This is a genomic window from Actinomadura opuntiae, from assembly GCF_030283205.1.
Classification (GTDB): Bacteria; Actinomycetota; Actinomycetes; order Streptosporangiales; family Streptosporangiaceae; genus Spirillospora.
This window is the reverse complement of the sequence record NZ_JASNWF010000009.1, coordinates 299,273-323,704: the sequence shown is the minus strand read 5'-3', so window position 1 is coordinate 323,704 and position 24,432 is coordinate 299,273. Positions and strand designations below refer to the sequence as shown.

Below are 24,432 nucleotides of genomic sequence, written 5' to 3'. Positions count from 1 at the left end.
CGGCACGCTTCGATGCGGCTCTATAACGCCCTCTAGCGTCAGCACTAGAAGGGCTCAGAAAACCATCCGCTAGGCGGGCTGCGAGCGGAGGAACTTGCCGAAGTGCGGGACGGTGAACGCGACCATGCCGCGCTCCGCGCTGTAGATCAGCCCCTTCTTGATCAGGCCGTCGCGGGCGGGCGACAGGCTGGACGGCTTGCGGCCCAGCTCGTCGGCGACCGCCGCCGTCGCCACCGGATCGTCGCCGAGCATCGCCATCGCGCGCATGTAGTCGCGCTCGGCGGGCGTCGCGCGCTCGTAGCGGCTGCCGAAGAAGCCGACCGCGAGCTCGCTCTCCGCCTCCGGTGCGGCGACCCGGATGTCCTCGGCGGTGATCGGGGTGTCGGGCGCGACGTCCCAGACGACCTTCGCGTACGCCTGCACGAAGTAGGGGTAGCCGTCGGCCGCGCCGTACAGCGCGTCGAGGGCGTCCTCGGTGAAGGTGACCTCCTCGCGCTCGGCCGGGGCGAGCAGCGCGACGTCGGCGGACTCGCGGTCGAGCCGGTCGATGCGCGCGTAGCGGAACAGCCGCTCGGAGTAGGACTTGCTCGCCGACAGCACCGCCGGCAGGTGCGGCAGGCCCGCGCCGACCACGATCAGCGGGCCGCCGATCTGCGACAGCTCGTGGCACGCGGCGCACAGCGCGGACACGTCGTCGGCGGGGACGTCCTGCATCTCGTCGACGAACAGCGCGATGCCGGCGCCGACGTCGGTGGCGACGGACGCGGCGTCCACGAACAGCTCGGTGAGGTCGATCTCCAGGTCGCCGGAGTCGGCGCGGCCCCGCGAGGCGGGCACGTCGATGCCCGGCTGCCAGCGGTGCGCCCGCGCCTTGGCCTTGGTGCCGGACGGCTCCGGACCGGCCTGCGCGAACGCCTTCAGCACGCCGAGGAACGCCTCGATCCGGTCGGGCGCGCGGTGCCGGGGCGCCAGCTCGCGCACCGCCATGTGCAGCGCGGACGCGACGGGCCGCCGGATCGACTGGTCGGGCCGCGCCTCGATCTTGCCGGTGCCCCACAGCTTCTGGATCGCCATCGACCGGAACGCGTTGAGCAGCACCGTCTTGCCGACGCCGCGCAGCCCGGTGATGATCATGCTGCGCTCGGGGCGGCCGCGGGCCACCCGTTCCAGCACCACCTCGAACTGCCGCAGCTCGCGATCGCGGCCGGCCAGCTCCGGGGGGCGCTGCCCGGCGCCGGGGGCATAGGGATTCCGCACGGGGTCCACGCTCTCGGACTCTATGAGGCGATATAGCTGCGGCCGTAGATTTGGGTAGAAACCGCTGCGGCGTGTCGCGGGTTCGTGCCGCCGCCCGCGCCGCGCGGGCGCGTCCGCGTGCCGCGCGCGGGCGTGCGCGGTGCCATTGGCGTGCGCGGTGCCGTTGACGTGCGCAGTGCCACTGAGAGGTGGGGCCGCGGTCGCCGCCATGTCGCCTCCCGGCCGAGCGGGTCCGAACGAGTCGAACTTCTGTTCGACTCGTTCGAACACACTAGCGCACGGCCCGCTCCCCGTCACCGGAACCCGCCAACTTCCGCGGGTGCGTCACACTCGCCTGGTCCGGTTCGTCAGTGCGGTGAGCACGGACGACGGCGACCACGAGGACGGACGATGAACGAACGCGACTTCCTGGCCGAGCGGTTCGAGGAGCACCGCACGCACCTCAAGGCGGTGGCCTACCGGATGCTCGGCTCCCTGGCCGAGGCCGACGACGCCGTCCAGGAGGCCTGGCTGCGGCTCGCCCGCTCCGACGCCGACGGGATCGGCAACCTCGGCGGCTGGCTCACCACGGTCGTCGGACGCGTCTGCCTGGACATGCTGCGCTCGCGCACGCAGCGCGGCGAGACCTCGCTGGAGGCCCGGTTGCCGGACCCGATCGTGAGCGACCAGGCCGCCGACCCCGAGCACGCGGCGCTGATCGCCGACTCGGTCGGGCTGGCCCTGCTCGTGGTGCTGGAGTCGCTGACCCCGCCCGAACGGCTCGCGTTCGTCCTGCACGACATGTTCGGCATGACGTTCGAGGAGATCGCGCCCGTCATCGACCGCACCCCGGTCGCGGCCCGCAAGCTCGCCAGCCGCGCCCGCCGCCGCGTCCAGGGCGAGGCGCCCGTGCCCGACCCCGACCCCGTGGCGCAGCGCCGCGTCGTCGACGCCTTCCTCACGGCCGCGCGCGGCGGCGACTTCGAGGCGCTGGTGACCGTCCTCGACCCGGACGTCGTGCTGCGCGCCGACGGCGGAAAGGCACTGCCCGGCGGCATGAAGGTCGTTCGCGGCCGCGACGCCGTCGCCGGCCAGGCAGCCACCTTCCACCGCATGGCCACCCTGTCGAGCAGCCGCCCGGCCCTGGTCAACGGTGCGGCGGGCCTGGTCAACACCGTCGACGGCGAGCTCTTCTCGGTCGTCAGCTTCACCGTCTCCGGAGAGCGGATCACCGCGATCGACATCCTCTCCGACCCCGAGCGCCTGACCACCCTCGACCTCACCGCCCTGGAGAACTGACCCCGCCCGGCCGCCCGGCCGCCCGGCGCGAGGATGTCGTGGACCTTGCGCAGCGCACGGTCGGTCGGGGCTCGGTCTTGGGCGGCAGGGGGACGTTGGCTCTTGCGGGTGAGGCGCGTCCGGAAGCGCGGTTCCTAGCGTGAAGGCTCCGACGATCCAGAGGAGCACACATGATTCGGAACAGGCGTGTCCTTGGCGGCGCACTCGCGATGGGGCTGGCGGTCGGCGCGCTGGCGGGCACCGGCGTGCACCGGGGTCCCGCCGCGGCGGCCGCCGAGCGGCCCGGGCTGCCTGAGATCATGAACCGGTTGACCACGACCGACGGCGCGCCGGGCGCGCTGCTCGAGGTCCGGGGCCGGAACGGCCGCACGGTGCTGACCAGCGGTGTCGGGGACGTGCGGAACGGCACGCCCGTCCCCCGCGACAGCAGTTTCCGGGTCGGCAGCGTGACCAAGATCTTCGTGGCGACCACCGTGCTCCAGCTCGTGGCCGAGCATCGCGTCGCCCTGGACGCGCCGGTGGAGCGGTACCTGCCCGGCGTCATCCGCGGGCACGGCAACGACGGGCGGCGGATCACCGTCCGGCAGCTGCTCCAGCACACCAGCGGCCTGCCCGACTACCTCGACTACGTCACCCCGCAGGACATCCTCAAGGACCCGCTCGCCCACCACGACCTGCGCGAGATGGTGGACATCGCGCTCGACCACCACCGGGTCTTCAAGCCCGGCAGGAAGTGGGAGTACTCCAACACGAACTACCTGGTCGCGGGCCTGCTCATCGAGAGCGTCACCGGCCGCCCGTACGGTGAGGAGATCACCCGGCGGATCATCGAGCCGCTCGGCCTGCGGGCGACGTCCGTGCCCGGCGACGCCTCCGCGATCCCCGGGCCGCATCCGCGCGGGTACGTGCGGCCGGGCGAGGGCGCGCCGCTCATGGACGTCACCGAGATCAACCCGTCGGTCGCGGGCCCCGGCGGCGGGATGATCTCCAACGGCACCGACCTCAGCCGGTTCATGCAGGCCCTGCTCGGCGGCAAGGTGCTGCCTCCCGCGCAGCTGCGGGAGATGATGCGGACCCGTTCGACCGGCGGCTCGGACGGCCGCGCCTACGGTCTCGGCCTGGAGAGCAGGCGGCTGCCCTGCGGCGGCCTCTACTGGGGCCACCCCGGTGACATGCTCGGATTCGAGACGGTCACGGGTGCCACGGTCGACGGACGGCAGGCGACCGTCATGGTCAACCTCGACCCGGGCGGCTCGGACGCGCAGGACGCCGACATGCAGACCGCCGTCCAGACGGCTCTGTGCGACGCGTCATGAGGCGGCCCGGCGGGTCAGCTGCGGATAGGCGACCTGCCAGGCCACGACGGCGGCCAGGATGAGGGGCAGCACCCACGCCGGAAGGTCGGCGCCGAGGGCGGCCAGGAGGACGGGGGCCGCCACGCACGGGACGGCCCAGCCGAGCAACCACCGCCGAGGCAGCCGAGCCAAGGCGCCCAGGACCGTGGTGGCCAGGAAGTACAGGGCCAGGCCGCCGCACAGCAGCCACCGGGTGCCGTCCGCGACGTGGCCGCCCGCATGGGCGGCCACCGCGCCGAGGCCCGCCGCGACCGACGTGATGCTGACCGTCGCGGCGAAATGTCCTGGAAGCGTGGCGGTCGGGGTGGGGCCGTCGGCCTCGAAGTACGGAACCCCGTTCACGCCGTTCTGCAGGGTCAGCCACCAGAGGCCGACCAGCAGCGCGAAGCCCGAGAGCGCGGCGACGCCGAGGCGGGCGTCCCAGTGCGCCAGCGGGTTCCCCGCCGCGTCGATCAGCTGGATGACCGCCTCGCCCAGGACGATGATGACGAACAGCCCCAGCCGTTCGCCCAGGTGGGAGAGGTCCAGGACGGCCCGGGTCGGCACGGGCAACTGCTCGCCGCCGCGCCGTAGGCGGCGCTGCTCGGTCTGCCGGGTCGCGTGCTCCAGCAGGCGGTCCGGTTCCCTGGACTGAAGGATCGAGACGACGATGTCGAGCGCGGCGCCCACGGCCCACAGCCAGTAGCGCGCCGGGGCGTGCACCCAGATGGACGCGAACCACGGGATGAGCCCCGCGCCCGCCTGCGCGGACGGCCAGGAGGTGAGGATCTTCCCCGTCCGCTGCCACGTGCTGGACGCCAGCATCCGGCAGACGAGGTAGGCGATGACGAACGTCCTGCTGTGATCGACCTCCGGCGCCTCGTGGAGCGCCTCGGGCATCGTGGTCGGGATCGCCGCCGCCATGACCGCGATGCCGAACATCGCGATCAGCATCGCTCGCTGCCGCGTCCACCGCCCGGCGACGTTCGCGTACAGGGTGAACGACGTCCACACGCTCCAGACCGCGTAATAGAGCAGGACGAACGCGCCGACGCCCGCAGCCGAGGGCGCGTCGTGCACCCGATGGGCGAGCTGCGCCACGGCGGCCACGACGACCAGGTCGAAGAACAGCTCCAGCCAGCTCGCGTGGCGTTCCGCCACCGCCTCGTCGTCCGCCACGAGCAGTGATCATTCCAGACGCGTCAGCGGGCGATGAGGGCGGTGAGCTTGCGCTGGAACGTGGCGCGCTCCGGTTCGTTGCCGACGAGGGCCAGCGCGGCGCGGTAGGCGCCGACCGCCTCGGCGGTGCGGCCGAGGCGGCTCAGCAGGTCGGCGCGCGCCGCGTGGAACAGGTGGTAGCGGCGCAGTTCCGCGGCATCGGACAGGTCGTCCAGCAGGGCGAGGCCCACCTCCGGCCCGTCGCGCATGGCGGCGGCCATCGCCCGGTTCAGCGCGACGAGCGGGGACGGGTCGATCCGCAGCAGCACGTCGTAGAGCGCAACGATCTGCGGCCAGTCGGTGGCGTCGAAGCCGACCGCCTCGTCGTGCAGCGCCGCGATCGCCGCCTGCACGGCGTAGGGCCCGACGCCGGGACCGGTCAGCGCCGGCACCACGAGCCTGCGCCCCTCGGCGATGAGGTCGGCGTCCCACAGCGCGCGGTCCTGGTCCTCGAGAAGCACCTGGTTCCCCGCCGCGTCGACCCGCGCCGCGCGCCGCGCGTCGGTGAGGACCAGCAGCGCGAGCAGCCCCGTGACCTCCCGCTCCCCCGGCAGCAGGCCGTGCAGGATCCGGGCGAGCCGGACGGCCTCGTCCGCCAACCCGGGCCGCAGCAGGTCGTCGCCCGAACTGGCGGCATAGCCCTCGGTGAAGACCAGGTAGACGGCGCGGAGCACGGCGGGCAGCCGCGCGGGCAGCTCGTCCGGCCCCAGCACGCGAAACGGGATGCGCGCGTCACGGATCTTGCGTTTCGCGCGGACGATCCGCTGCGCCATCGTCGCGGTCGGCACCAGGAACGCGCGGGCCACCTCCGGCGTCGTCAGGCCCGCGAGGAAGCGCAGCATCAACGCGGTCCGCGCCTCCTCCGCCAGCGCGGGATGGCAGCAGGTGAAGAACAGCCGCAGCCGCTCGTCCGGAATGTCGTCGAAGCCGGGCTCCGCAGGCGCCGCGGCAGCCCGGTCGCTCTCCACCCGCAGCGCCGCCAGCCTTGCCGCGTGCGCCCGGTCGCGGCGGATCCGGTCGAGCGCCTTGCGGCGGGCCACCGTCAGCAGCCACGCCAGCGGCTTGTCCGGTACCCCGTCGGCCGGCCACCGCTCCAGCGCGGCCTCCATCGCGTCGGAGACGACCTCCTCGGCCAGGTCGAGATCCCCGAACCGGGCGGCGAGCAGGGCGAGCAGCCGGCCCCGGTCCTCGCGGAACACCGCCTCCACGGAGCGGGCCGCCCGCCCCCCGCTCACGACGCGTCCGGCTCCCACACCGTGCGGACCTCGACGGTCCCGTACCGCGCCCCGGGGCAGCGCGCCGCCCAGTCCAGCGCCGCGTCCAGGTCGGGGACGTCGATCAGGTAGTAGCCGCCGACGATCTCCCGCGTCTCGGCGAACGGCCCGTCCGTCACGACGCGCTCCCCGTCCGGCCGCACGTGCACGGTCGTCCCGGTGGCGAGGTCCAGCGCGTTCCCGTCGAGCTTGACCCCGGCGTCGCCGACGGCCTTCTCGTACGCCATGAACTCCTCCACGCTCGGCTCCCCCGCCGGGAAGTCCTCCGTGGACTCGGGCGCCCTCGTATTGATCAGCAGCAGGTACTTCATCACGCACTCCTCACGCCTCGGACGGTTGCGAGATAATGACGCACCCCACCCCCCGAAATCGACACCTCGCCCCGATGATTTTCCGGCGAGTCCGCGGGGCGGCATGACCACCTTGTGGTTCGACGTCGGCCAGGCGGAGACCCACCGGGTGGCCTTCTCATTCGACAAGTGGACGGGGCACCTGGTCATCACCGTCGACGGCGTTCCCGTCACGCAAGAGCTCCACCTGTTCTCGCTGAGCCTCGCCGAGCACTGGACCTTCGAGGTCGGCGTGGAGGAACGGCATTCCGTGGTGATCGAGAAGAGGCGCAAGCTGCTGCTCGCCGGTGTCAGACCGCAGGCCGTCCGGGTGTGGGTCGACGGTGCGCTGGTGTCGTCCGACTCCGTGTGACGTCCCCGGAGCGAGGTAGCCCAGCTCGTACCGCGTCCGAGACGCCGCACCTGGCGCGGGACGGCATGCCGGATGATGCCGTCCGGCCTGCGGTTAGGCGGCGGAGATGAGGCTTCGCAGCTCCCTGGCGGCGGGTAGCGCCCGCGCGCTCGCGGGGAGAGTCTCAAGCACCTGGCCGACCAGTTGTCGCTGGGCCATGGCGGGACGGGGTTGCCCCGCCAACGACGTGACGGCCACCTCCGCTCCCACGCCCAGCTCGCCCTGCTTGATCAGGTCGATGGCACGCATGAGGTGGAGATTGACGAGCGGTCCATTCGCGGTGGAAGGGTAGAGCTTCTCTGCGTATTCGACCGTGGCCACCGCTCGTTTATCGCCGCCGACGACGTGAACGTACGCCTCATTCCAGTGAAGCTGGCTCTCCTGGAAGTCCAGGATGGTCGGTTCACCAGGACCGGGCGATAGACGCTCGAATGTGCGCTTGAGCTTGTCGAGATTGGCGCGCGCCGTGGCGATGTCGCCGTAGGAGGCGGCTCCGTAGGCGCCCGCAGCGTACGCACGCGCGAGCCCGGAGGATGGGACACCACCGGCGATCTGCTCGGCGTCCCTCACCATGGTCATGAGGGTCTGATGTGAACTGCCCGCCCAGCCCGCGTGCTGTGCCGCTCTCCCGCGCACCCAGACGCGCAGCACGCGGTCGCCTGACGCGTCGGCCGCTCGGCGCGCCGTGTTCCACGCCCGGCGGGCGGCACGGTCGTCGCCGCCCTTGGCCAACGTCTCGGCCAGAACGCCCGTGAGCCCGGCGCTCGCCCGGAGCAATCCGGTCTGCTCGCGCGGCGGACGGGCCTCTTTGAGGAGTTCGCCTACCGCGATGATGTCGGCGGTGAGCGCCGGAACGAGCACCTCGAGCGGTCGGCGGTAGATCTGATGGCCGTAGTCATTGACGATTCCGAGCTTCTCTAGCAGGTCGGCGTGTTGCGAAGCCTCGTGTTGCACCAGGTGGCAGGGTCGCCGGGTGCCATGGGAGTTGTACTACTGCCGAGCAGGGCGTCCCGTCTCCGTCCGGAGCGATCCGGTCGTCATGCGAGCGGAGGCCGCGTTGCAACGGGTCGCTCGACGACGGCGGGAGGGCCAACCATTCCTGCTGTCGCCGTCAGGCCGTCCCGATCGCCGGGTCAACGGGTGGTTTGCCTCGCTGGAGATGCGGTCGTTGGCCAGGTCGACGTGGAGGAAGTACGCCACGTGCTTGCGGGTGTGGCTGAATTTCTTGGAATGTGTCGATACGGCGTGGGATGAGGCCACGCCGTCGCGGGTCGAGGATTTCAAGTCGTGGCGGTTGCAGGATCCGGGTAACGACCGGCGCGTCCGCGCGGGTACGGTCCACACCGATCTGACCGTGTTGAAGCAGTTCTACGGGTGGGCAGAGCGGACGCACGGGGTGGTGTCGCCGGTGCTCATGCGCACCCTGTACGTGCCTGGTGCGGGGCGGGTGGAGAAGGTGGCGGCGGCGCCGGCGGCGGTTCGTGACAGCGACGTGAAGTGGTTCGATCCGCAGGGGTATGCGCGCTATCGGGATCTGGGGTTGCTGGGCTTGACCGCCGATGGGGTCGATGATCCGTCGTGGCGGGGGCGTAATCCGCAGCGTGATGCGGCGTTCGCCGAGGGGTTGTACGGGACGGGTTTGCGGTTGACTGAGTGGGCGTTGGTGCTGGACGTTGAGTTGCCGGATGATGATCCGGCCCGGCAGTACCGGACGTGCCGGTTAGCTGATGCGGTCGCCAAGGGCGGATACGGCCGCAGGTACTGGATGCCCCGGTCGGTGCTGGCCGAGACGCTCAGCTACATCGAGGGGGAGCGGGCGAGGGCCGTGGGGCGGGCTCGTGCTGCGGGGCGCTATGAGCGGTTGGACGACGTGCTGGTGATGGTGCGGGCGATGGGGCGGCGGCGGATGGAAGTAAGGCGCTCCTGCGGTGCCTTGAAAACGGTGTCGCTTGATGCGCTCGCGCCTTGGGAACGTCGTCGGCTGTTCCGGGAGAGCGGGGATGGGCTGGAGCCGGTTGCGGTGTGGCTGAATGAGGATGGGATGCCGCGGGCGCCGCACGGGTGGCATCACACTTTTGCGACCGCCAACCGGCGGCTGGCGCGGATGGGGTTGGCGGGTTTCGCCGGCGCGCCGCACATGCTGCGGCATTCGTTCGCGCTGCGCTGGTTCGCGGTGGGCCGCATGATCTACGGGCGGCGGGTGGCGCACCTGTCGGGCGAGGAGACCAAGGATTTCCGCGCTGAGTTCGGCAGCACATGGAGCTTGGTGCAGACCTTGCTGGGGCACCGGAATCCGCAGACGACGATGGCGGTGTATCTCGAGCCGTTCCGGTCGCTGGAGGTGGAGTTGCTGCTGTCGCATGCCGAGGGGGTTGCGGCGTCGACACTGCTTGGTGATCTGTTCGCGGGCGAGCCGCGGGTGCTTGGCGATCCCTTCGCTGAGCCGGAGTTGGCAGCACGCGCAGGAGACGGAGCCTGGGAGTGGTGACCGGTCGAGGAGCGGCCGGGCGCCCGGCCGGGTTGCCGCAGCCGGGTTGGGAACCGCCGCAGCGGGTGTTCGCCGACGGGGACGAGTGCCGGGTGCGGTTCTTTCCCGAGCGCGGTGGTGCGACCTGTGATTTCGACTTCGCGGTCTTGCCGGTGAGCCGGGCTTTGCGGGTGGCGATGGCCAGGGCGTTCGACGCCCATGTCGGGCCGTCGGGGACGGTGGGCTCGGGGCACAGCGCTGGCAACGTCTTTCGAGTGTTGCGGGGATTCGCCGAGGTGGTCGCCGCGTGCGATCCGGTGCCGCTGACACCGGTTGATCTGCAGCCGGTGCTGCTGGACCGGTACGTGCTTAAGCGTAAGACCAAGACGGCGCTGCCCTTTGAGGTCGGCCTTCTCAAGGCGGTACTGCGCCGGGTGGAGGGATTGGATCCGCGGTTGGTCAACGCGCTGGCCGCACCGACGACCCTCCCTCGCCGGCTGGGGTGCCAGCGGGGCAGCTACCCCGAGGAGGAAGAGCGGCGGATTGTGCAGGCGGCTCGGGCGGTGCTGCGCGGGGCGGCGGAGCGGATCGGCGGCAACCGCGAGTTGCTGGAGCGGTGGCGCAACGGCGACACCAGCGTCGTTGCCGATGAGTGCCAGGAGGAGTACTGCCGGGTGCTGGATCTGGTGGACCGGACCGGTGAGCTGCCCCGGCGCAGCAGGTCCTCGTCGTATCTGGCCCCTTGGGTGGGGCGGCACGGCAACCGTGAGGACCTCATGCACGCCTTGCACCCGCGCGGGTTCGAGCTCGCCGCCGGTGCTTTGCTGTTGGTTCGGATGACCGGCCATAACGGCAGCTCGATCTGTCAGGCGCCGGCCGCTCACCGTCGGCCCGACGGGTTCGCCGGTGGGGTGGCGACCGCGGTGGTGGAGTTGGTCAAGGCCCGCCGCGGCACGCGGCGGTTCATGACGGTCGCCTTGAGTGATCTGCCCGCGTGGGCGCTGGCCCCGTCGCGGCAGGTGGTGTTGTCGGGGCGCGACCAGCTGCACACACCGTTCGGGGTGTACATGCTGCTGTTGGAGTTGACGGCGGCGGCGCGGCGGATCACCGGGGCGGACCGGTTGATGGTGTCGTGGTCGGTGACGGGCCGCCCCGGCCAGGGGTTCCGGGTGGGGCTGCGGACCTCGATCTTCGACGACGGCCAGTGGGCCACCGCCGCCGGTCTGGTGGACCGCTCCGCCGCGGGAGAGCCGCAGCCGCTGGAGGTGACCTTCGCGCGGATGCGCAAGACGCATCTGCAGCGCGAGCAGCGGCCGGTCGCGCACACCGACGCCACCTTGGCCGACCAGTACCTGGCCCGTGACAGCACCGCGTTCGGCGACTACCAGCGGGTGGTCGCCGACGTGCTGGCCGAGCAGACCCGCAAGGCGCGGGCTGTGGCCGCGCTGACCTCCCTGTCGGAGCAGGACATCGCGCGAGCCTTGCGCGACCCGCGGGGTGAGGCCCGCCGGCATGGGGTCAGCGCGGCGGTGCTGCAGCGGCTGATCAGTGGCGAGGCCGACACGGTGCTCGCCGGCTGCACCGACCCCGCATCGAGTCCCTTCGATGCTGCCGGCGCGTCATGTACCGCGTCGTTCTTGAAATGTCTGGGGTGCCCGTGCGCGCGAGCGCTGCCGCGGCATCTGCCGGTCCAAGCAGCCGCGTTGGATGCGTTGGAGCAACGACGGGCGCAGATGGCACCGCTGGGATGGGCGCGGCGGTTCGGCCGGCCGCACGCCCAGCTGTCCGACCTGCTCAGCCAGGCACCGGCGGCCGCGGTTCAGCAGGCGAGATCGGCCGTCACCGACCACGAACGCAGGCTGGTGGAACGGCTGCTGACCGGAGAACTGGATCACGTGTGAACACCTCATCGGCCCCTGCGGGGCACAGCGATCCGTCCGCCGGTCCTTATCCGGGGCCGGCCACGCCGGTGCTGGTCAACCGCAGGCTGAGACCCGACGCCGACCCTGCCGGGCTGTCGGTGTTCGGGGATGCGCGCTGGAACCTGTCCCCGGCCATCTTCGAAGACCACTACACCACGATGACGATCGGGTTCGGCCGGGTGCCGCGCCCGTTCGTGCCGGCGGCCAAGCATTATGTGTGGGCGGAGCTGAACACCGGCACCCCACCGGTCCTCAAGCACGCACGGATGACCCGGTTGGCGGTGTACAGCCACATGGTGGTGGCCCGCCGGGTCCGGACCTTCCTCAGCTGGCTTGAAGCCCGCGGGGTGGAACGGCTCGCCGATGTCACCAGCGCGCACTATGACGGCTTTGTCGCCGATCTGCTGGAGTCGGCCTACTCCCACAGCGACCGTGTCGACATCGTGAACGTGGTGCGCCGCATGTGGGTGTTCCGCGAACTGCTGCCGCCGCCGGTGCGGCTGCCCGAGCCGGTGCCGTGGGGCGGGCAAGACAGCCGCGCGCTGCTGGGCCGTTCGCCGCGCGGGCGGCGGATCGAGAACCGGACGCCGCGGATCGCCGCGGAGACGATGGAGCCGCTGCTGGCGTGGGCGCTGCGGTTCGCCGAGGACTTCTCCGGCGACATCATCGCCGCGCTGCAGGAGGTACGGCCGTTCCACGGGCAGCGCGGCGCCGACCGCCGCACCCGATACCCGCATCGCAGCGGCAAGGGACCGCACGGCGGCCTGTACCGCGACATCACCGCCCTGATCGAGCGGCTGCGCGCCGGCGGCCGCCCGCTGCCGGGCCGCGTCAACCCCCGCGGGGAAATCGAACTGGACTGGCCGCAGCTGGCGCGGTTGATGGACACCGCACCCCACGGAGTGCAGATCTCCCCGCACCGGGTGCTGTTCGCCCAGTCCGGCCTGCCGATCGTCAACGGCGCCCACCTTGACCACCCGGTGTCGGGGCTGCTGGGTGGGCGGCCGTGGCTGGAGGCGATCGACTATCACCAGGTGGAGCAGTTGACGCGGGTCCTGGTCGGCGCGTGCGCGGTGGTGATCTGCTACCTGTCGGGCGCCCGGGTGGGGGAGGTGCTCAGCCTGCGCCGCGGCTGCATCGACTACGACCCGGCCAGCAGGCTGTGGCTGATGCACGGCCGCAAATGGAAGGGCGCCCGAGACAGCCATGGAGCCAAGATGCCCGAAGGGCAGATCCGCGAGCACCCATGGGTGGTCGCCGAGCCCGTCGCCCGCGCGGTCGGCGCGCTGGAACAGATGCACGCCAGCGACCTGCTGTTCTCGGCCGTGGTGCTGGGCAAGAAACCCTCGGGCCGGGACCGGGCCAAAAGCACCGCCGAGATCGGCGAGACCATCACCGAGTTCATCGACTGGGTGAACGCCTACTGCCGCGCCCGCGGCCGCCGCGACACCATCCCCGCCGACCCCGGCGGAGCCATCACGCCCTCGCGGTTCCGCCGGACGCTGGCGTGGTTCATCTGCCGCCGCCCGCGCGGTCTGGTCGCCTGCGCCCTGCAGTATGCGCACCTGCACGTCCAGATGACCCTGGGCTACAGCGGCACCTACGCCTCCGGGTTTCCCGATGAGATGGCCTTGGAGCAATGGCTCACCCGGCTGGAGGACTTGGAGGACGCCGAGCGCCGGCTCCAGGCCGGTGAGCACGTCAGCGGCCCCGCCGCCGACGCCTACCGCGCACGCGTGACCGGCGGAACCGGCCGCTTCGCCGGGCGGGTGATCCGCAGCGGACGCCAGGCCAGATCCGTGCTGGCCAACCCGGCACTGCAGATCTATCCGGGCGAGGCGATGACATGCGTGTTCGATCCGTCCACGGCCCTGTGCCAGATGCAGGAAGATAGGCGGCAGGATGCTGACACCGCCGATGCATCCGGCACGCCCGACCTTGCTGATTGCCGGCCCGGCTGCCGCAACCTCGCCCGCACGGACCGCGACATGCGGCACATCCACCGCCAGGCTGAGCGCTTGCGCCTGCTGGTCGACGACCATCTCAGCCCGCCGATCCGTCTCGACCGCGAACGCCGCCAGCTCGACCACCTCAACCAGATCATCGCCGAGCACGGGCAGGTTACCGCCAGAAAGAAGCCGACCACATGACCGCCGCCGAGCCTCAGGAGTCGCTGCAGCGCGAGTTGCGGGCCGCCGCCGACCGGTTGATCGCCGGCACCCCGCTTCGCTCGACAGGCAAAGTGACGATCTCCGGCCTGGCGGCCGAAGCCGGTGTCAAACGCTGGGTCCTCACCCACAAACATCCGGATCTGATGCGGCAGTACCAGGCCGAGTTCAAGGTGCTGGGCCAGGTCCCGGCGCCGGTGCAGGCCGCCCGCGACCGCATCAGCAGGCTCGAGGCGGATCTTGCAGCTACACGAGCTGACAAGCGCCGCCTGACCGAGCTGGTGAACACCTACGCCGCGATCATTGACGAACTCAGCGACGACCTCGCCGAAGCGCAACGACAACGTGACCAGGCACGATCGGAGTCCGCCGCCCGCCACAGCGCCGTCACCGTCATCAACCCCCGCCAGCCCCGCCACGACACCTCGCCTTCTACGTCGCCGGATGACTGACGTCGCAGCGACCACCCGGCGGGCGCAACGGGCGCTTACGGACGGAGCCGCCGCACTCTGGCAGATGCGGGTCCCGGGCGGGTGAGGTGGTCGCACACTCCCTTCCCAAGTTGATCACGCCGACCCGGGTCGGGTGTCCGCGGAACAGGGAAGATCACTCCGGCGTGCGTTCTGGTGTGGTGCGCTCAACTGAGGGCGAGAGTGATGATAGGTGCGCTGGTGGGCTGGGGGGAGCCGCCTGCCGGTTCGACCGTGACGCCGAAGCGTTGCGCTTCGCCGAGGCCTGCAGTGACGATAGGACGCGTCTTGCTGGACAGGTCCAGCGTTCCGGCGGAGCGGGGCGCGGTGGGGCCGAGCCACCACATCTGGTACGTCCGGGCGGACGGCAGGTGCGGCAGCCGGGACGCGGTGACGACGGCCTTGCCGAGCGAGCGCGACGACACGACGGTGACGGTGGCGCCGGCCGGTGAGCGGGTGGTCGAGGTGTGCGCGTCCGATGCCGTCATCACTGCGCTGACCTGCCGGTTCAGGGCCTGTGCGTGGTCGGCGGAGCGCTGGAAGCGCCAGGCGGCGCCGCCGCCGAGCAGTGCCAGCACCAGGCAGGCCGCGGCGGCGAGCCAGGGCAGGGCGCCGGTGCGGGGCGAGGGGAGGCGGCGGGTGAGCGGCGGCGGCGATTGGCGGGTTCGGGCGATCTCGGCCATGACGCGTCCGCGCAGCTCGGCGGGTGGACGGTGAGCGGCGGCGAGCGCCAGCCGGGTCGTGGTCTCGCGGAGCCCGGCGGCCTCCTCGGCGCAGGCGGTGCAGCTGGACAGGTGGCGCTCGAAGCGGCGCCGTTCGGTGTCGGTGAGGGCGTCGAGGGCGTAGGGGCCGGCGAGGTCGTGCTGGTCGTGGGTCATGGCTGCACTCCCAGGCAGTCGCGCAGCCGGATGAGTCCGTCGCGCATCCGGGTCTTGACGGCGGCGAGGCCGACGCCGAGCAGTTCGGCAACTTCGCGGTAGGTGTAGCCGCTGTAGTAGGCGAGAGTGATCGATTCGCGCTGGGTCTCGGTGAGGCCCCGCAGGCAGCGGCGGACCTGCTGGTGCTCCAGGCGGGTGCCGGCCTCTTCGGCGACCTGGTCGTAGTCGGGCCCGGCCGTGGCGGTGCGCTCCTCGCGGTCGCGGTCGGCCTGGCTGGAACGGACGCGGTCGACGGCACGGCGGTGCGCCACCATCAGCGCCCATGAGGTGGCGCCGCCGCGTTCGGGGCGGTAGTGCGACGCTTTGCGCCACAGCTCGACCAGGACGTCCTGGGCGATCTCCTCGGCTTGGGCGGGATCGCGGACGACCCGCAGCGCCAGCCCGTAGACCGGCCCCGACAACCGCTCATAGACCTGGGCGAACGCGTCCTGATCACCGCGCGCGACCCGGCCGAGCAGCTCGGCCAGGTCGAGTGGGCCTTCCGTTACCAGGCGCGACCCTTCGGCCGGTTCGTTCATCTCCACACCGGTAGTTCGGTACCGGCGGCCCGGAGGATGGGTCCAGAACTCGTCGATGATCCGACCCATCCACCAGGCGTCCGGCCCCGAACACCGGTTGTGACAGGCAAACGAGCGACCGGGCCACTGCGGTGGATCACCGCCGCGCTGTGCGGGTTGCTGGCCGCCGCGGCCGCGATGGGCGTCGCCGAGCTCGCGGCCGGGCTGCTCGGCCGGGCGTCGTCCTCGCCGCTGTTCGCGGTCGGCGCGGCCTTCATCGACCTCACCCCGGTATGGCTCAAGGACTTCGCGATCCGCCATTTCGGCAGCAACGACAAGACGGTGCTGCTGATCGGCCTGGGCGCGGGGATCACGGTCGCGGCGCTGGTCATCGGACTGGTGAGCAAGCTTCGGCTGGTCTTTGGCCTCATCGGTCTGGCCGCCTTCGGAACCGTCGGAGTCGTCGCTGCACTGACCAGGCCGGTCGCCGAGCCGGTCGACGCCCTGCCATCGGCGGTCGGTGCACTCGTCGGCATGGCCGCCTTGACCCTGCTGGCGCGCGGCGTCCGCCCGTCTCCCATCACGCCTCCCGAGCCCGCCGTAACACACCAAGCCGCCCAGGGCACCGCTACCCCAGCCGATGGGGGCGCAACCGAGGTCCTGGACTCCGACGGGCCGCAACACCGCCCCAAGGACAGCCGCCCCAAGGACAGCCGCCCCAAGGACACCGGTACCGGGATCGATCGCCGCCGCGTGCTGCTGACCGGTGCCGGGGTGATCGGCGTCGCCGCGGCCGGCGGGGTGTCCGGGCGGGTGCTGCTGCACAGCGGCGACGTCTCCTCCGTCCGCGCGAAGCTGCGGCTGCCGCAGCCCGCGAGCCCGGCGCGTCCGGTCCCGCCCGGCGCGCAGGTTCGGCTGCCGGGGATGACGCCGTTCCGCACCTCCAACCGGGATTTCTACCGGGTCGACACCGCGCTCACCCTGCCGCAGGTCGACCCCCGCGACTGGACGCTGCGGATCCACGGCATGGTCGCCCGCCCCGTCGAGATGACGTTCGACGACCTGCTGCGCGAGGCGCTGATCGAACGCGACATCACCCTGTCGTGCGTGTCCAACCAGGTCGGCGGCGACCTGGCGGGCAACGCCCGCTGGCTGGGCGCGCCGCTGGCGCCTCTGCTGCGCCGCGCCGGCATCCGGACCGGCGCCGACCAGATCCTGTCCCGCTCGTCCGACGGCATGACGCTGTCCACCCCGATCGAGACGATCCTGGACGGCCGGGACGCGCTGATCGCGGTCGGGATGAACGGCGAACCGCTCCCTATCGTCCACGGCTTCCCCGCCCGGATGGTCGTCCCCGGCCTGTACGGCTACGTGTCGGCCACCAAGTGGGTCGTCGACCTCAAGGTCACCCGGTTCGCCACCGACCACGCGTACTGGACCAAACGCGGCTACGCCGACCAGGCCCCCATCAAGACCTTCTCCCGCATCGACGTTCCCAAGCCGCTCGCCAACGTGAAGGCGGGACGGGTCGCCGTCGCCGGCACCGCCTGGGCGCAGCACCGCGGCGTCGACGCCGTCGAATGGCAGGTCGACGACGGCCCGTGGAGACAGGCGCGGCTCGCGCCCGTCCCGGGCCTGGACACCTGGCGGCAGTGGATCAGCGAGTGGGACGCCGCGCCCGGCTCCCACACGCTGCGCTGCCGCGCCACCGACGGCACCGGCCGCACCCAGCCCGACCACCGCACACCGCCGTTCCCCGACGGCGCGACCGGCTGGCATTCGGTGGTGGTCACCGTCACCTGACCAGCCCGCACCCAAGACCGGCACATCGGAAATCTCGACGCAAGGAGTTCACCATGTATCGCACCCGCATCGCCGCCAGTGTCCTGGCGGCAGCCGCTCTCGCGACCGGAGCGGCGGCCTGCTCCAGCAACGACGACGGCAAGGACGGCGGCACCGCCGCCGCCCCGGCGAGCTCGGCCGCCCCAGCGACCACCATGAGCAGCGCGCCGTCCGGCGACCAGCCGTTCGGGCCCGCCTGCTCGGCCGTCCCGGCGTCCGGCAAGGGCAGCTTCAGCGGCATGTCCGCCGACCCCGTCGCGACCGCCGCGTCCAACAACCCGGTCCTGTCGACGCTGGTCACCGCGGTGAAGAAGGCCGGGCTCGTCGACACGCTCAACTCGGCCAAGAACATCACCGTGTTCGCGCCCACCAACGACGCGTTCAACAAGATCCCCAAGGCCACGCTCGACAAGGTCCTGAGCGACAAGAAGACGCTCACCGGCATCCTGACCTACCACGTCGTCGGGCAGCCGATCACGCCGAGCGGGCTGTCCAACGGCGACTTCAAGACGCTCAACGGCGCGATGCTCAAGACCAGCGGCTCCGGCGAGTCCTTCACCATCGGCGACAACGCCAAGGTGGTCTGCGGCAACGTCCACACCGCCAACGCCACCGTCTACATCATCGACAGCGTCCTGATGCCCCCGAAGTAAGCGGCTGGAGCGTTCGCAGCGGCCGGGTCCCCGCTCGCCAGGGCTGGGACCCGGCCGCTGGGCCGGTAACCCACTGATCGCGCGTGTCAACAACCGCGGCTACCGGGACGCCTCCTCACGCCTCTTCTTGGCCTCGTCCTTCGAGCCGTTCTTGCGGCCGTTCCCCGTCCCCGAAGTCGAGGGGCTGGACGAGCCGGAGGAGCCGCTGCTCTTGGTTCCGGAGCCTTCGCAGGACTCCTCCTCCTCCTCCTTCAGCGCGTCCTCGTGGGTCTTGACGACCTCGCTGTCGCGGATCTCGCCGCGCCAGCCCTCGATCTCGTCGGCGTGGGTCAGCGACTGGGTCATCACGTGCCGGCGGAAGTGCTTGAGCTCCAGCCGGACGCGGCGGCCCTGGGCGCGCCAGATGTTGCCGGTCCGCTCGAACAGGCCCTGCGGGTGGTACTCCAGCACCACCAGGACGCGGGTCAGGTTCGGAGCCAGCTCGTGGAAGCTGACCGTGCCGTCCACATGGCCCTTCGCGCCCTTGGAGCGCCAGACGATGTGATCGTCGGGGACCTGCTCGACGATCGTCGCCTCCCAGGTCCGCTTGGACCAGAAGATCTTCGCCTGCCAGTTCAGCTTCTCCTCGTCCGCCTGGTCGACGCTGATGACCTTCTTCATGAAGGACGGGAATTCCTGGAACTGCGTGAACTGGTCGTAGACGAGGCGGCGCGGCGCACCGATGTCGGTGTGCTGGATGATGTTGGTGACCTTCACCTTCTTGCCGCCGCCGCCCTTGCCGCCGCCCTTCTTCAGGGCGCCGCCGACGGTGTCCTTCAGCCGCCCGAACAGGCCCTTCTTCTCGCCGCCCTGCTCACCGGGCTCACCCGCGGCCGGCTCTTTCGGGTGGGCAGGGCCGAGAACTGGCCTCATCGGGTGTTCACTGGTCGGCCGCAAGGGCGGCCTGATCTTCGATTCCTCTGGCGCGGGCAGACGCCTCCCTTTCCCGGGTAGGCGGGGCAGGGCGTGGGAAGCGCCTGCAGCCCCCTGGAGTACACACATGGCCCCTCCGGCTCGGTCAAAGGTTGATCAACGAGCGTCAGGCTTTCGCCGCCACCGCGTGTCGGCATCGGCGGGGGGTACGCCCGACTCGCTTGATCAACATCGAGGCGGAGGGTCTTTCTCTGTCCTCACCATCTGTGATCGAAAGGGACGGGTGCGATGCGTCATTTTCGGGAGCGTGTGCGGTCGAAGCGCCCGCTCGTCGCGGCCGCCGCGGCGGGAACGCTCGGTGCGGCCTGCATGCTGGCGACGCTGGGGCCGGGTACCAGCACGGCCTCCAGTCACCGGGAGGCGCCGCTGATCGCCGGTGACCCGCAGGCCGACAACACCGACGTGTACGCCTTCACCAGCCCCGACGCCCCCGACACGGTGACGCTCACCGCGAACTGGATCCCGTTCGAAGAGCCCAACGGCGGCCCGAACTTCTACCCCTTCGCGACCAAGGCGCACTACAACATCAAAGTCGACAACGACGGCGACGGGTACGCCGACATCACCTACCGGTGGACGTTCCGCAACGAAGACCGCCGCGGCAACAACACCTTCCTGTACAACAACGGGCCCGTCACCTCGCTGCGGGACGCGACGCTGCTGTTCCGCCAGCACTACTCGCTGACCGAGGTCACCAAGGCCGGCACCCGCACCCTGATCAAGGACGCGATCGCGGCACCCTCGTTCGTGGGCAAGGCGTCGATGCCCAACTACGCCGCGCTGCGCCAGCAGGCGATCAAGACGGTGCCCGGCGGCGGCAAGACCTACGTGGGTCAGGCCGACGACTCCTTCTTCCTGGACCTGCGGATCTTCGACCTGCTGTACGGCGGGAACCTGAGCGAGACCGGCACCGACACCCTCAAGGGCTACAACGTCAACACCATCGCCCTGCAGGTCCCCAAAACGGCACTGGCGTTCAAGGGCAACCCCCGGCGCAATCCCGCCATCGGCGTCTGGTCCACCACCGACCGGCAAGGACCCGACGCCGAGCTCGACAAGGCCCCGGCCGGGCAGTACCACCAGGTGTCGCGGCTGGGGAACCCGCTGGTCAACGAGGTGGTCTCGCCGGCCGGTCTCAAGGACGCCTTCAACCGGCTGGACCCCTCCCAGGACCACACCGTCGCCCCGCTGGTGAACCGGGTCCTCAACCCCGAGGTGCCGCAACTGATCCAGAAGATCTACAAGATCCCGGCGCCGGCCACGCCCCGAAAAGACCTGCAGGAGATCTTCCTGACCGGCATCGCCAAGAAGGCCGGCGGGCCGATCAAAGCCGACCTGAACTCCCAGCTGCTGAACAAGGACGCCAACGCCGCCAAGTTCACCCCGGCCGAGGAGCTGCGGCTGAACATGGGGGTACCGGTCACCGCCCGACCGAACCGGCTCGGTGTGCTCGCCGGCGACCTGCAGGGCTTCCCCAACGGACGCCGCCTCACCGACGATGTCGTCGACATCGAACTCCAAGCCCTCGAGGGCGCCGCGCAGACCGGCAAGCTCGTTCCGGCGCTGGCCAAGGGCGACCGCGTCAACACCAACGACGTCGCCTTCGGCCAAGCCTTCCCCTACGTCGCGCTGCCGCACAACAGCGGGTCGGGCAAGGCCACGCCCTCGGGCGGCGCCGCCACCGGGGGAGGGGCCACCGCCGGCCTGCAGCACACCGGCTTGCTGGGGCTGGGTGCCGGCCTGCTGGCCGCCGCCGCCGGAGCGCTGATGTTCCACCACCGCAGGCGCATCCTTCCCGCCAGGCAGAATGCGGCCGAGTAGGACCATCACGCGGCTGCACACCGCACTGAGTCCGGCACTGGATTCGGCAATGTCGTCGGTACTGCGCACGGCACGGTTCCGGAGGCGGTGCGCCGTGCCGGCCACCGCGGTGCTAGCAGCCGCGGGAGCGTATGCGATCGCTGTCGCTCTCGCTGACCAGCAGCACCCACCTCAACCACCTCGCCCCGCAGCGACCGTGTCGAACACCGCACCCTCCGCCCACGCCGGACTCGCCGGCCCGTCTCTGAAACCGATGCCCTACGCAACGCCGACCTGGATCGACATCCCCGCCATCAAGGTTGCGGCCCCGCTCATCTCCCTGGGGCTGAACGACGACGGAACACTCCAGGTGCCCTCGCCGGGCCCCGACTACGACAAGGCCGCCTGGTACAGCGGCTCGGCCGCGCCCGGCCAGCCGGGAACCGCCGTCATCGAAGGCCACCTCGACTCGGCCCGCGACGGCCCCTCTGTGTTCTACCGCCTCGGCGCCCTGCGCCCCGGCGACACCGTCGCCGTCACCCGCACCGACCACCGAACCGCGATCTACCGGGTTGACACCGTCAAGCGCTACAGCAAGACCGCCTTCCCCACCAGCACCGTCTACAGCGACACCGACACCCCGTCGCTGCGGCTGATCACCTGCGGCGGCGACTTTGACACCCGAACCCGCCACTACACCGACAACACCGTCGTCTTCGCCACCCTCACCACCGCCATAGCCGCTCCATCACCAGCCGCTCCCTCCTCGGCTGCTGAGCGCAGAGTGACCGCCAAGGGGAGCGCGGACCGGCTGCCGATGGGCGGCGCGGAGTAGCTGCCTATACCCGGGCCAGTGGCGATGGTGCCGTCGGGGTTTGGTCTCGACGCCGCAGGAGCACGAAGCGTGGTGTGGGACGGCGTCCGTGCTCTCCGAAGATGGGGCCAGGTGGCTCGGCAGCGGACGCTCGCTCCCGCAATGGCGTTCGACACTGCGCGCTCCCTCGTGTCACCAGCGGCATCGAACAGGCAGCATCGGCGCCCCGCGGGTGAGGCAGGGGGGACATCCGGCCCTGCATGGTGCGGCGCCCCGCCTTTCGGCCGGGGCGTCGCGCCTGGGAGATGTCACAAGGAGATGTGTCGCTGAGCGGCGGAGGCTGCCTTGACGGGTGCGTCCGCCTGGTTCACCGGCGCCGATGCAGGCTCAGGTGCCGGCGGTGTCCGTCGGTCCCGGCAGGCTCCCCGCTCGCCTGGCGCGGGGGCGCCTGCCGGTCCCACTGCGGGGCAGCGGTGGATCCCCGGCTGGAGCGGTCCGGGTCGGGAAGAGCGGTTCCTCCGTCGGGACGCCCCGTAGCCCTGGCGGTTCCTGCCGCCCCAGCGGTAGCGGCGGCGCGTTCGGCTTCGGCGCGCCGCGCCTCGCGCACGCCGACTACCAGGAAGCGTCCGAGTGCGGTCGCCGCCAGCGCGATGGTGATCGCGCCGAGTCCCTGGAAGAACGACAGGTGCTCGGCGATCTGCCGTGTCTGGCCGCCCAGCGCTCTACCTGGGCCGCCGCCCCACAGCGGGGCGATCGTGGTGCCGACGACGAACCACAGCCCGCCCGCGATGGCCAGCCACGAGCCGACCATGGCGACGGGACGGGCCGCGCTGATCATCAGGATCAGCCCGCCGAGCGCGACGGCGATCGCCGGCAGGATGGACAGCACCAGCCTGTCAGAGGTGTAGTCCCAGGTGGCGGTCGACCCGAACCCGAAGCTGAAGTAGGGGCCGACGAACGGGATGAGCCCGCCCCACAGCCCCAGAAGCACCAGTAGCAGACCATTGACCATGCCCCGGCTGCGTGGCGCCTTCAGCACCCCGGACATCGGAGTGCGTGAAGGGCTCGCCCTCCCAGTCATGGCTATACCTCCTTGAATATATTGAAATGCGCTGTTTTGTCGCCGTACCCAGCCCATGTCGCGCCAATCGGGCCGGTCCTGAGGCGGCCATTTGTTTGCCGTAGTCGAGATCATTCTTGGGAATCCCATTCCGATTACGTGACCTGGTGTCTCCCGATAATGGGCTGGGGCCGGTCTGAACTCATCGTCGACGAACACGGCGGCGGGAGGGGAACAGACCGGCCAAGAGTCGCGGGCCGCAGGGCGTGATGGATCAGCACCGGAACGGCCCCGTGGTGTTGGCGCATACCGGCCGTCCAGGGCGACCGGGCAACGATGGCCAGGGGAGACGGCCCTTCCCATCCCCAGGCGGAGACGGAGACCCGTGCTGACTAGGCGCAACGCGCTCCTGCTGCTGGTGACGGGTGTGCTGGCCGCCACCGCCGTTGTGGTCGTCGGGATGTTCCGCGGGCCCGACTCGCCGTCCACTTCGTCGTCCGTGGCAGGGCCGGGCGGCCCGGCAGGGGCCGCGCCTGAGGGCGTCATCGCCCGGTACCAGCAGACCTTGCGGCGCGCACCGGGGGACTACTCGACATGGGCTGCGTTGGGCGCCGCCTATGTCCAGCAGGCCAGGATCACCGTGAACCCGGACTTCTATCCCAAGGCCGAGGGCGCCCTGCGTCGTTCTTTGACGTTGAACACCACCGACAACTATCAGGCGATGATCGGAATGGCTGCGCTGGCCAACGCGCGCCACGAGTTCGCCGCCGCCGCCGGCTGGGGAAAGCGGGCCCGGCGGATCGCCCCGTCCAGCCCAGATCTGTACGGGACGCTCAATGACGCCTACACCCAGCTCGGCGACTACCGGGCCGCGACCGCGGCGGTCGCCCGCATGAACGATCTGGGCCCTGGAGTCGCGGCGTTCACGCGCGCGTCCTACGAACTGGAGATGCACGGCCATCTCGCGGCGGCCCGCAGGGTCCTGCGGCAGGCGCTCCAGAGCGCCTACGCCCCCTCCGACGTCGCGTACTGCCGCTACTACCTGGGTGAACTGGCCCTGCACTCCGGGGACCTCGATGAGGCGGCCCGCCAGTACCAGGCGGCCCGCACCGCCGACCCCACCTATGTCCCCGCACTGCAGGGCATCGCCAAGACCCGAGCGCTGCGCGGCGACCTGGCCTCGGCGATCAACGGCTACCGCGATGTGGTGGGCCGCGTCCCGCAGCCGCAGTACGTCGCCGAGTACATCGAGCTGCTGCGGGCCGCCGGCCGCGCCGGCGAGGCCGCCCGCCAGCAGGACCTGCTGCGCTCGGAGCAGAAGCTGATGGCCGACAACGGCGTCGTCGACGACCTGAGCGCCTCCGAATACGCCGCCGACACCGGGGACGCGGCCGGCGCGTTGCGGCACGCCCGCGCCGAATGGTCGCGCCGCCACAGCGTCATCGTCGCCGACGCCCTCGCCTGGGCCCTGCACCGCAACGGCCACGACCGCCAGGCCCTGCGGTACGCGCGGCAGGCGACCCGGCTCGGCTGGCGCAACGCCCTGTTCTACCAGCACCGCGCCGACATCCACGCCGCGCTCGGCGACCACGCCGCAGCCCACCGCGACCGCGCCAAGGCGCACCGCATCAACCCGCACCTGGACCCCAGGTTCCCCGCCATCGGCCGAGCATCGTGACCCGGACCGAACCCGATGCCCTGCGCCTGCGACCGTCCCGGCCACGCTG

At 71.2% G+C, this 24,432-nt stretch carries 21 protein-coding genes; 12 read left to right on the top strand and 9 right to left on the bottom strand.

Translation table 11 applies throughout. From position 1 onward, the window contains the following. Positions 1-69 precede the first annotated feature (69 nt). Positions 70-1,266 carry an ATP-binding protein gene (locus QP089_RS21740; RefSeq protein ID WP_285913561.1) on the bottom strand — a complete coding sequence of 399 codons (1,197 nt, stop codon included), beginning with the start codon at positions 1,264-1,266 and terminating at the stop codon, positions 70-72. A gap of 381 nt (positions 1,267-1,647) precedes the next feature. On the opposite strand from QP089_RS21740, the gene sigJ reads away from it, so the two are divergent. Both sigJ and QP089_RS21730 read left to right on the top strand, forming a co-directional pair. Beyond that, entirely contained in the window at positions 1,648-2,535 is an 888-nt protein-coding gene (sigJ, locus tag QP089_RS21735; protein WP_285913560.1) for an RNA polymerase sigma factor SigJ, read from the top strand. Between the two features lie 170 nt (positions 2,536-2,705). Next, positions 2,706-3,851, top strand: a complete 1,146-nt coding sequence (locus QP089_RS21730) for a serine hydrolase domain-containing protein (RefSeq protein ID WP_285913559.1) — start codon at positions 2,706-2,708, stop codon at positions 3,849-3,851. On the opposite strand, the gene QP089_RS21725 is transcribed toward QP089_RS21730, so the two are convergent. Genes QP089_RS21725 through QP089_RS21715 form a run of 3 tightly spaced genes read right to left on the bottom strand, consistent with a single transcriptional unit; the run spans position 3,846 to position 6,672 of the window. Further along, positions 3,846-5,048 carry a low temperature requirement protein A gene (locus QP089_RS21725; protein WP_285913558.1) on the bottom strand — a complete coding sequence of 401 codons (1,203 nt, stop codon included), beginning with the start codon at positions 5,046-5,048 and terminating at the stop codon, positions 3,846-3,848. The two genes, QP089_RS21730 and QP089_RS21725, sit on opposite strands and share 6 nt — an antisense overlap. 23 nt (positions 5,049-5,071) lie before the next feature. Beyond that, positions 5,072-6,322, bottom strand: a complete 1,251-nt coding sequence (locus QP089_RS21720) for an RNA polymerase sigma factor (RefSeq protein WP_285913557.1) — start codon at positions 6,320-6,322, stop codon at positions 5,072-5,074. Then, positions 6,319-6,672, bottom strand: a complete 354-nt coding sequence (locus QP089_RS21715) for a YciI family protein (protein WP_285913556.1) — start codon at positions 6,670-6,672, stop codon at positions 6,319-6,321. The genes QP089_RS21720 and QP089_RS21715 overlap by 4 nt, the downstream gene beginning before the upstream one ends. A 103-nt stretch (positions 6,673-6,775) precedes the next feature. On the opposite strand from QP089_RS21715, the gene QP089_RS21710 reads away from it, so the two are divergent. Continuing rightward, on the top strand, positions 6,776-7,063 hold the full coding sequence (locus QP089_RS21710) for a hypothetical protein (protein ID WP_285913555.1): 288 nt from the start codon (positions 6,776-6,778) through the stop codon (positions 7,061-7,063). A gap of 93 nt (positions 7,064-7,156) precedes the next feature. Here the strand turns inward: QP089_RS21710 and QP089_RS21705 are convergent, their stop codons facing one another. Next, on the bottom strand, positions 7,157-8,056 hold the full coding sequence (locus QP089_RS21705; RefSeq protein ID WP_285913554.1) for an XRE family transcriptional regulator: 900 nt from the start codon (positions 8,054-8,056) through the stop codon (positions 7,157-7,159). An 85-nt stretch (positions 8,057-8,141) separates the two neighbouring features. On the opposite strand from QP089_RS21705, the gene QP089_RS21700 reads away from it, so the two are divergent. From QP089_RS21700 to QP089_RS21685, 4 genes are read left to right on the top strand one after another with little or no spacing between them, the layout of a single operon-like run. After that, complete coding sequence (locus tag QP089_RS21700) at positions 8,142-9,590, top strand: site-specific integrase (protein ID WP_285913553.1); 1,449 nt, start codon at positions 8,142-8,144, stop codon at positions 9,588-9,590. Then, positions 9,587-11,470, top strand: coding sequence for a hypothetical protein (locus tag QP089_RS21695; protein WP_285913552.1), 1,884 nt, complete (start codon positions 9,587-9,589; stop codon positions 11,468-11,470). The genes QP089_RS21700 and QP089_RS21695 overlap by 4 nt, the downstream gene beginning before the upstream one ends. Next, a complete protein-coding gene (locus tag QP089_RS21690; protein ID WP_285913551.1) occupies positions 11,467-13,641 on the top strand; it encodes a site-specific integrase in 2,175 nt (724 codons plus the stop codon). The genes QP089_RS21695 and QP089_RS21690 overlap by 4 nt, the downstream gene beginning before the upstream one ends. Further along, positions 13,638-14,111 carry a hypothetical protein gene (locus QP089_RS21685; protein ID WP_285913549.1) on the top strand — a complete coding sequence of 158 codons (474 nt, stop codon included), beginning with the start codon at positions 13,638-13,640 and terminating at the stop codon, positions 14,109-14,111. The genes QP089_RS21690 and QP089_RS21685 overlap by 4 nt, the downstream gene beginning before the upstream one ends. Positions 14,112-14,296: 185 nt before the next feature. Here QP089_RS21685 and QP089_RS21680 read toward each other — a convergent pair whose 3' ends face one another. Both QP089_RS21680 and sigK read right to left on the bottom strand, forming a co-directional pair. After that, positions 14,297-15,007, bottom strand: a complete 711-nt coding sequence (locus QP089_RS21680; protein ID WP_285913548.1) for an anti-sigma factor — start codon at positions 15,005-15,007, stop codon at positions 14,297-14,299. Then, positions 15,004-15,585, bottom strand: a complete 582-nt coding sequence (sigK, locus tag QP089_RS21675; RefSeq protein WP_285913547.1) for an ECF RNA polymerase sigma factor SigK — start codon at positions 15,583-15,585, stop codon at positions 15,004-15,006. The genes QP089_RS21680 and sigK overlap by 4 nt, the downstream gene beginning before the upstream one ends. 99 nt (positions 15,586-15,684) lie before the next feature. Between sigK and QP089_RS21670 the strand changes: the two genes are divergently transcribed. Then, positions 15,685-17,367 carry a molybdopterin-dependent oxidoreductase gene (locus QP089_RS21670; protein ID WP_353070597.1) on the top strand — a complete coding sequence of 561 codons (1,683 nt, stop codon included), beginning with the start codon at positions 15,685-15,687 and terminating at the stop codon, positions 17,365-17,367. A 53-nt stretch (positions 17,368-17,420) separates the two neighbouring features. Then, positions 17,421-18,059 carry a fasciclin domain-containing protein gene (locus tag QP089_RS21665; RefSeq protein ID WP_285913546.1) on the top strand — a complete coding sequence of 213 codons (639 nt, stop codon included), beginning with the start codon at positions 17,421-17,423 and terminating at the stop codon, positions 18,057-18,059. A 99-nt stretch (positions 18,060-18,158) separates the two neighbouring features. Here the strand turns inward: QP089_RS21665 and QP089_RS21660 are convergent, their stop codons facing one another. Further along, positions 18,159-18,971 carry an SRPBCC family protein gene (locus QP089_RS21660; protein ID WP_285913545.1) on the bottom strand — a complete coding sequence of 271 codons (813 nt, stop codon included), beginning with the start codon at positions 18,969-18,971 and terminating at the stop codon, positions 18,159-18,161. Between the two features lie 309 nt (positions 18,972-19,280). Between QP089_RS21660 and QP089_RS21655 the strand changes: the two genes are divergently transcribed. Together QP089_RS21655 and QP089_RS21650 are read left to right on the top strand one after the other, a co-directional pair. Then, entirely contained in the window at positions 19,281-20,852 is a 1,572-nt protein-coding gene (locus tag QP089_RS21655; RefSeq protein WP_285913544.1) for a DUF4331 domain-containing protein, read from the top strand. Positions 20,853-21,105: 253 nt separating this feature from the next. Continuing rightward, positions 21,106-21,666, top strand: coding sequence for a class F sortase (locus tag QP089_RS21650; RefSeq protein ID WP_285913543.1), 561 nt, complete (start codon positions 21,106-21,108; stop codon positions 21,664-21,666). Between the two features lie 346 nt (positions 21,667-22,012). Here the strand turns inward: QP089_RS21650 and QP089_RS21645 are convergent, their stop codons facing one another. Then, positions 22,013-22,657: a hypothetical protein gene (locus tag QP089_RS21645; RefSeq protein ID WP_285913542.1), complete on the bottom strand. Its 645-nt coding sequence runs from the start codon at positions 22,655-22,657 to the stop codon at positions 22,013-22,015. A gap of 433 nt (positions 22,658-23,090) precedes the next feature. On the opposite strand from QP089_RS21645, the gene QP089_RS21640 reads away from it, so the two are divergent. After that, positions 23,091-24,383: a tetratricopeptide repeat protein gene (locus tag QP089_RS21640; RefSeq protein ID WP_285913541.1), complete on the top strand. Its 1,293-nt coding sequence runs from the start codon at positions 23,091-23,093 to the stop codon at positions 24,381-24,383. The last annotated feature ends 49 nt before the right edge of the window (positions 24,384-24,432 follow it).

Excerpts from the sequence above, each read along its gene's own strand:
- QP089_RS21665 (WP_285913546.1), top strand. The coding sequence starts at position 17,421 with ATGTATCGCACCCGCATCGCCGCCAGTGTCCTGGCGGCAGCCGCTCTC.
- QP089_RS21650 (WP_285913543.1), top strand. The coding sequence starts at position 21,106 with ATGCCCTACGCAACGCCGACCTGGATCGACATCCCCGCCATCAAGGTT.
- QP089_RS21710 (WP_285913555.1), top strand. The coding sequence starts at position 6,776 with ATGACCACCTTGTGGTTCGACGTCGGCCAGGCGGAGACCCACCGGGTG.
- QP089_RS21715 (WP_285913556.1), bottom strand. The coding sequence starts at position 6,672 with ATGAAGTACCTGCTGCTGATCAATACGAGGGCGCCCGAGTCCACGGAG.
- sigK (WP_285913547.1), bottom strand. The coding sequence starts at position 15,585 with ATGAACGAACCGGCCGAAGGGTCGCGCCTGGTAACGGAAGGCCCACTC.
- QP089_RS21680 (WP_285913548.1), bottom strand. The coding sequence starts at position 15,007 with ATGACCCACGACCAGCACGACCTCGCCGGCCCCTACGCCCTCGACGCC.
- QP089_RS21645 (WP_285913542.1), bottom strand. The coding sequence starts at position 22,657 with ATGGTCAATGGTCTGCTACTGGTGCTTCTGGGGCTGTGGGGCGGGCTC.
- QP089_RS21730 (WP_285913559.1), top strand. The coding sequence starts at position 2,706 with ATGATTCGGAACAGGCGTGTCCTTGGCGGCGCACTCGCGATGGGGCTG.
- sigJ (WP_285913560.1), top strand. The coding sequence starts at position 1,648 with ATGAACGAACGCGACTTCCTGGCCGAGCGGTTCGAGGAGCACCGCACG.
- QP089_RS21660 (WP_285913545.1), bottom strand. The coding sequence starts at position 18,971 with ATGAGGCCAGTTCTCGGCCCTGCCCACCCGAAAGAGCCGGCCGCGGGT.
- QP089_RS21700 (WP_285913553.1), top strand. The coding sequence starts at position 8,142 with ATGCGAGCGGAGGCCGCGTTGCAACGGGTCGCTCGACGACGGCGGGAG.
- QP089_RS21685 (WP_285913549.1), top strand. The coding sequence starts at position 13,638 with ATGACCGCCGCCGAGCCTCAGGAGTCGCTGCAGCGCGAGTTGCGGGCC.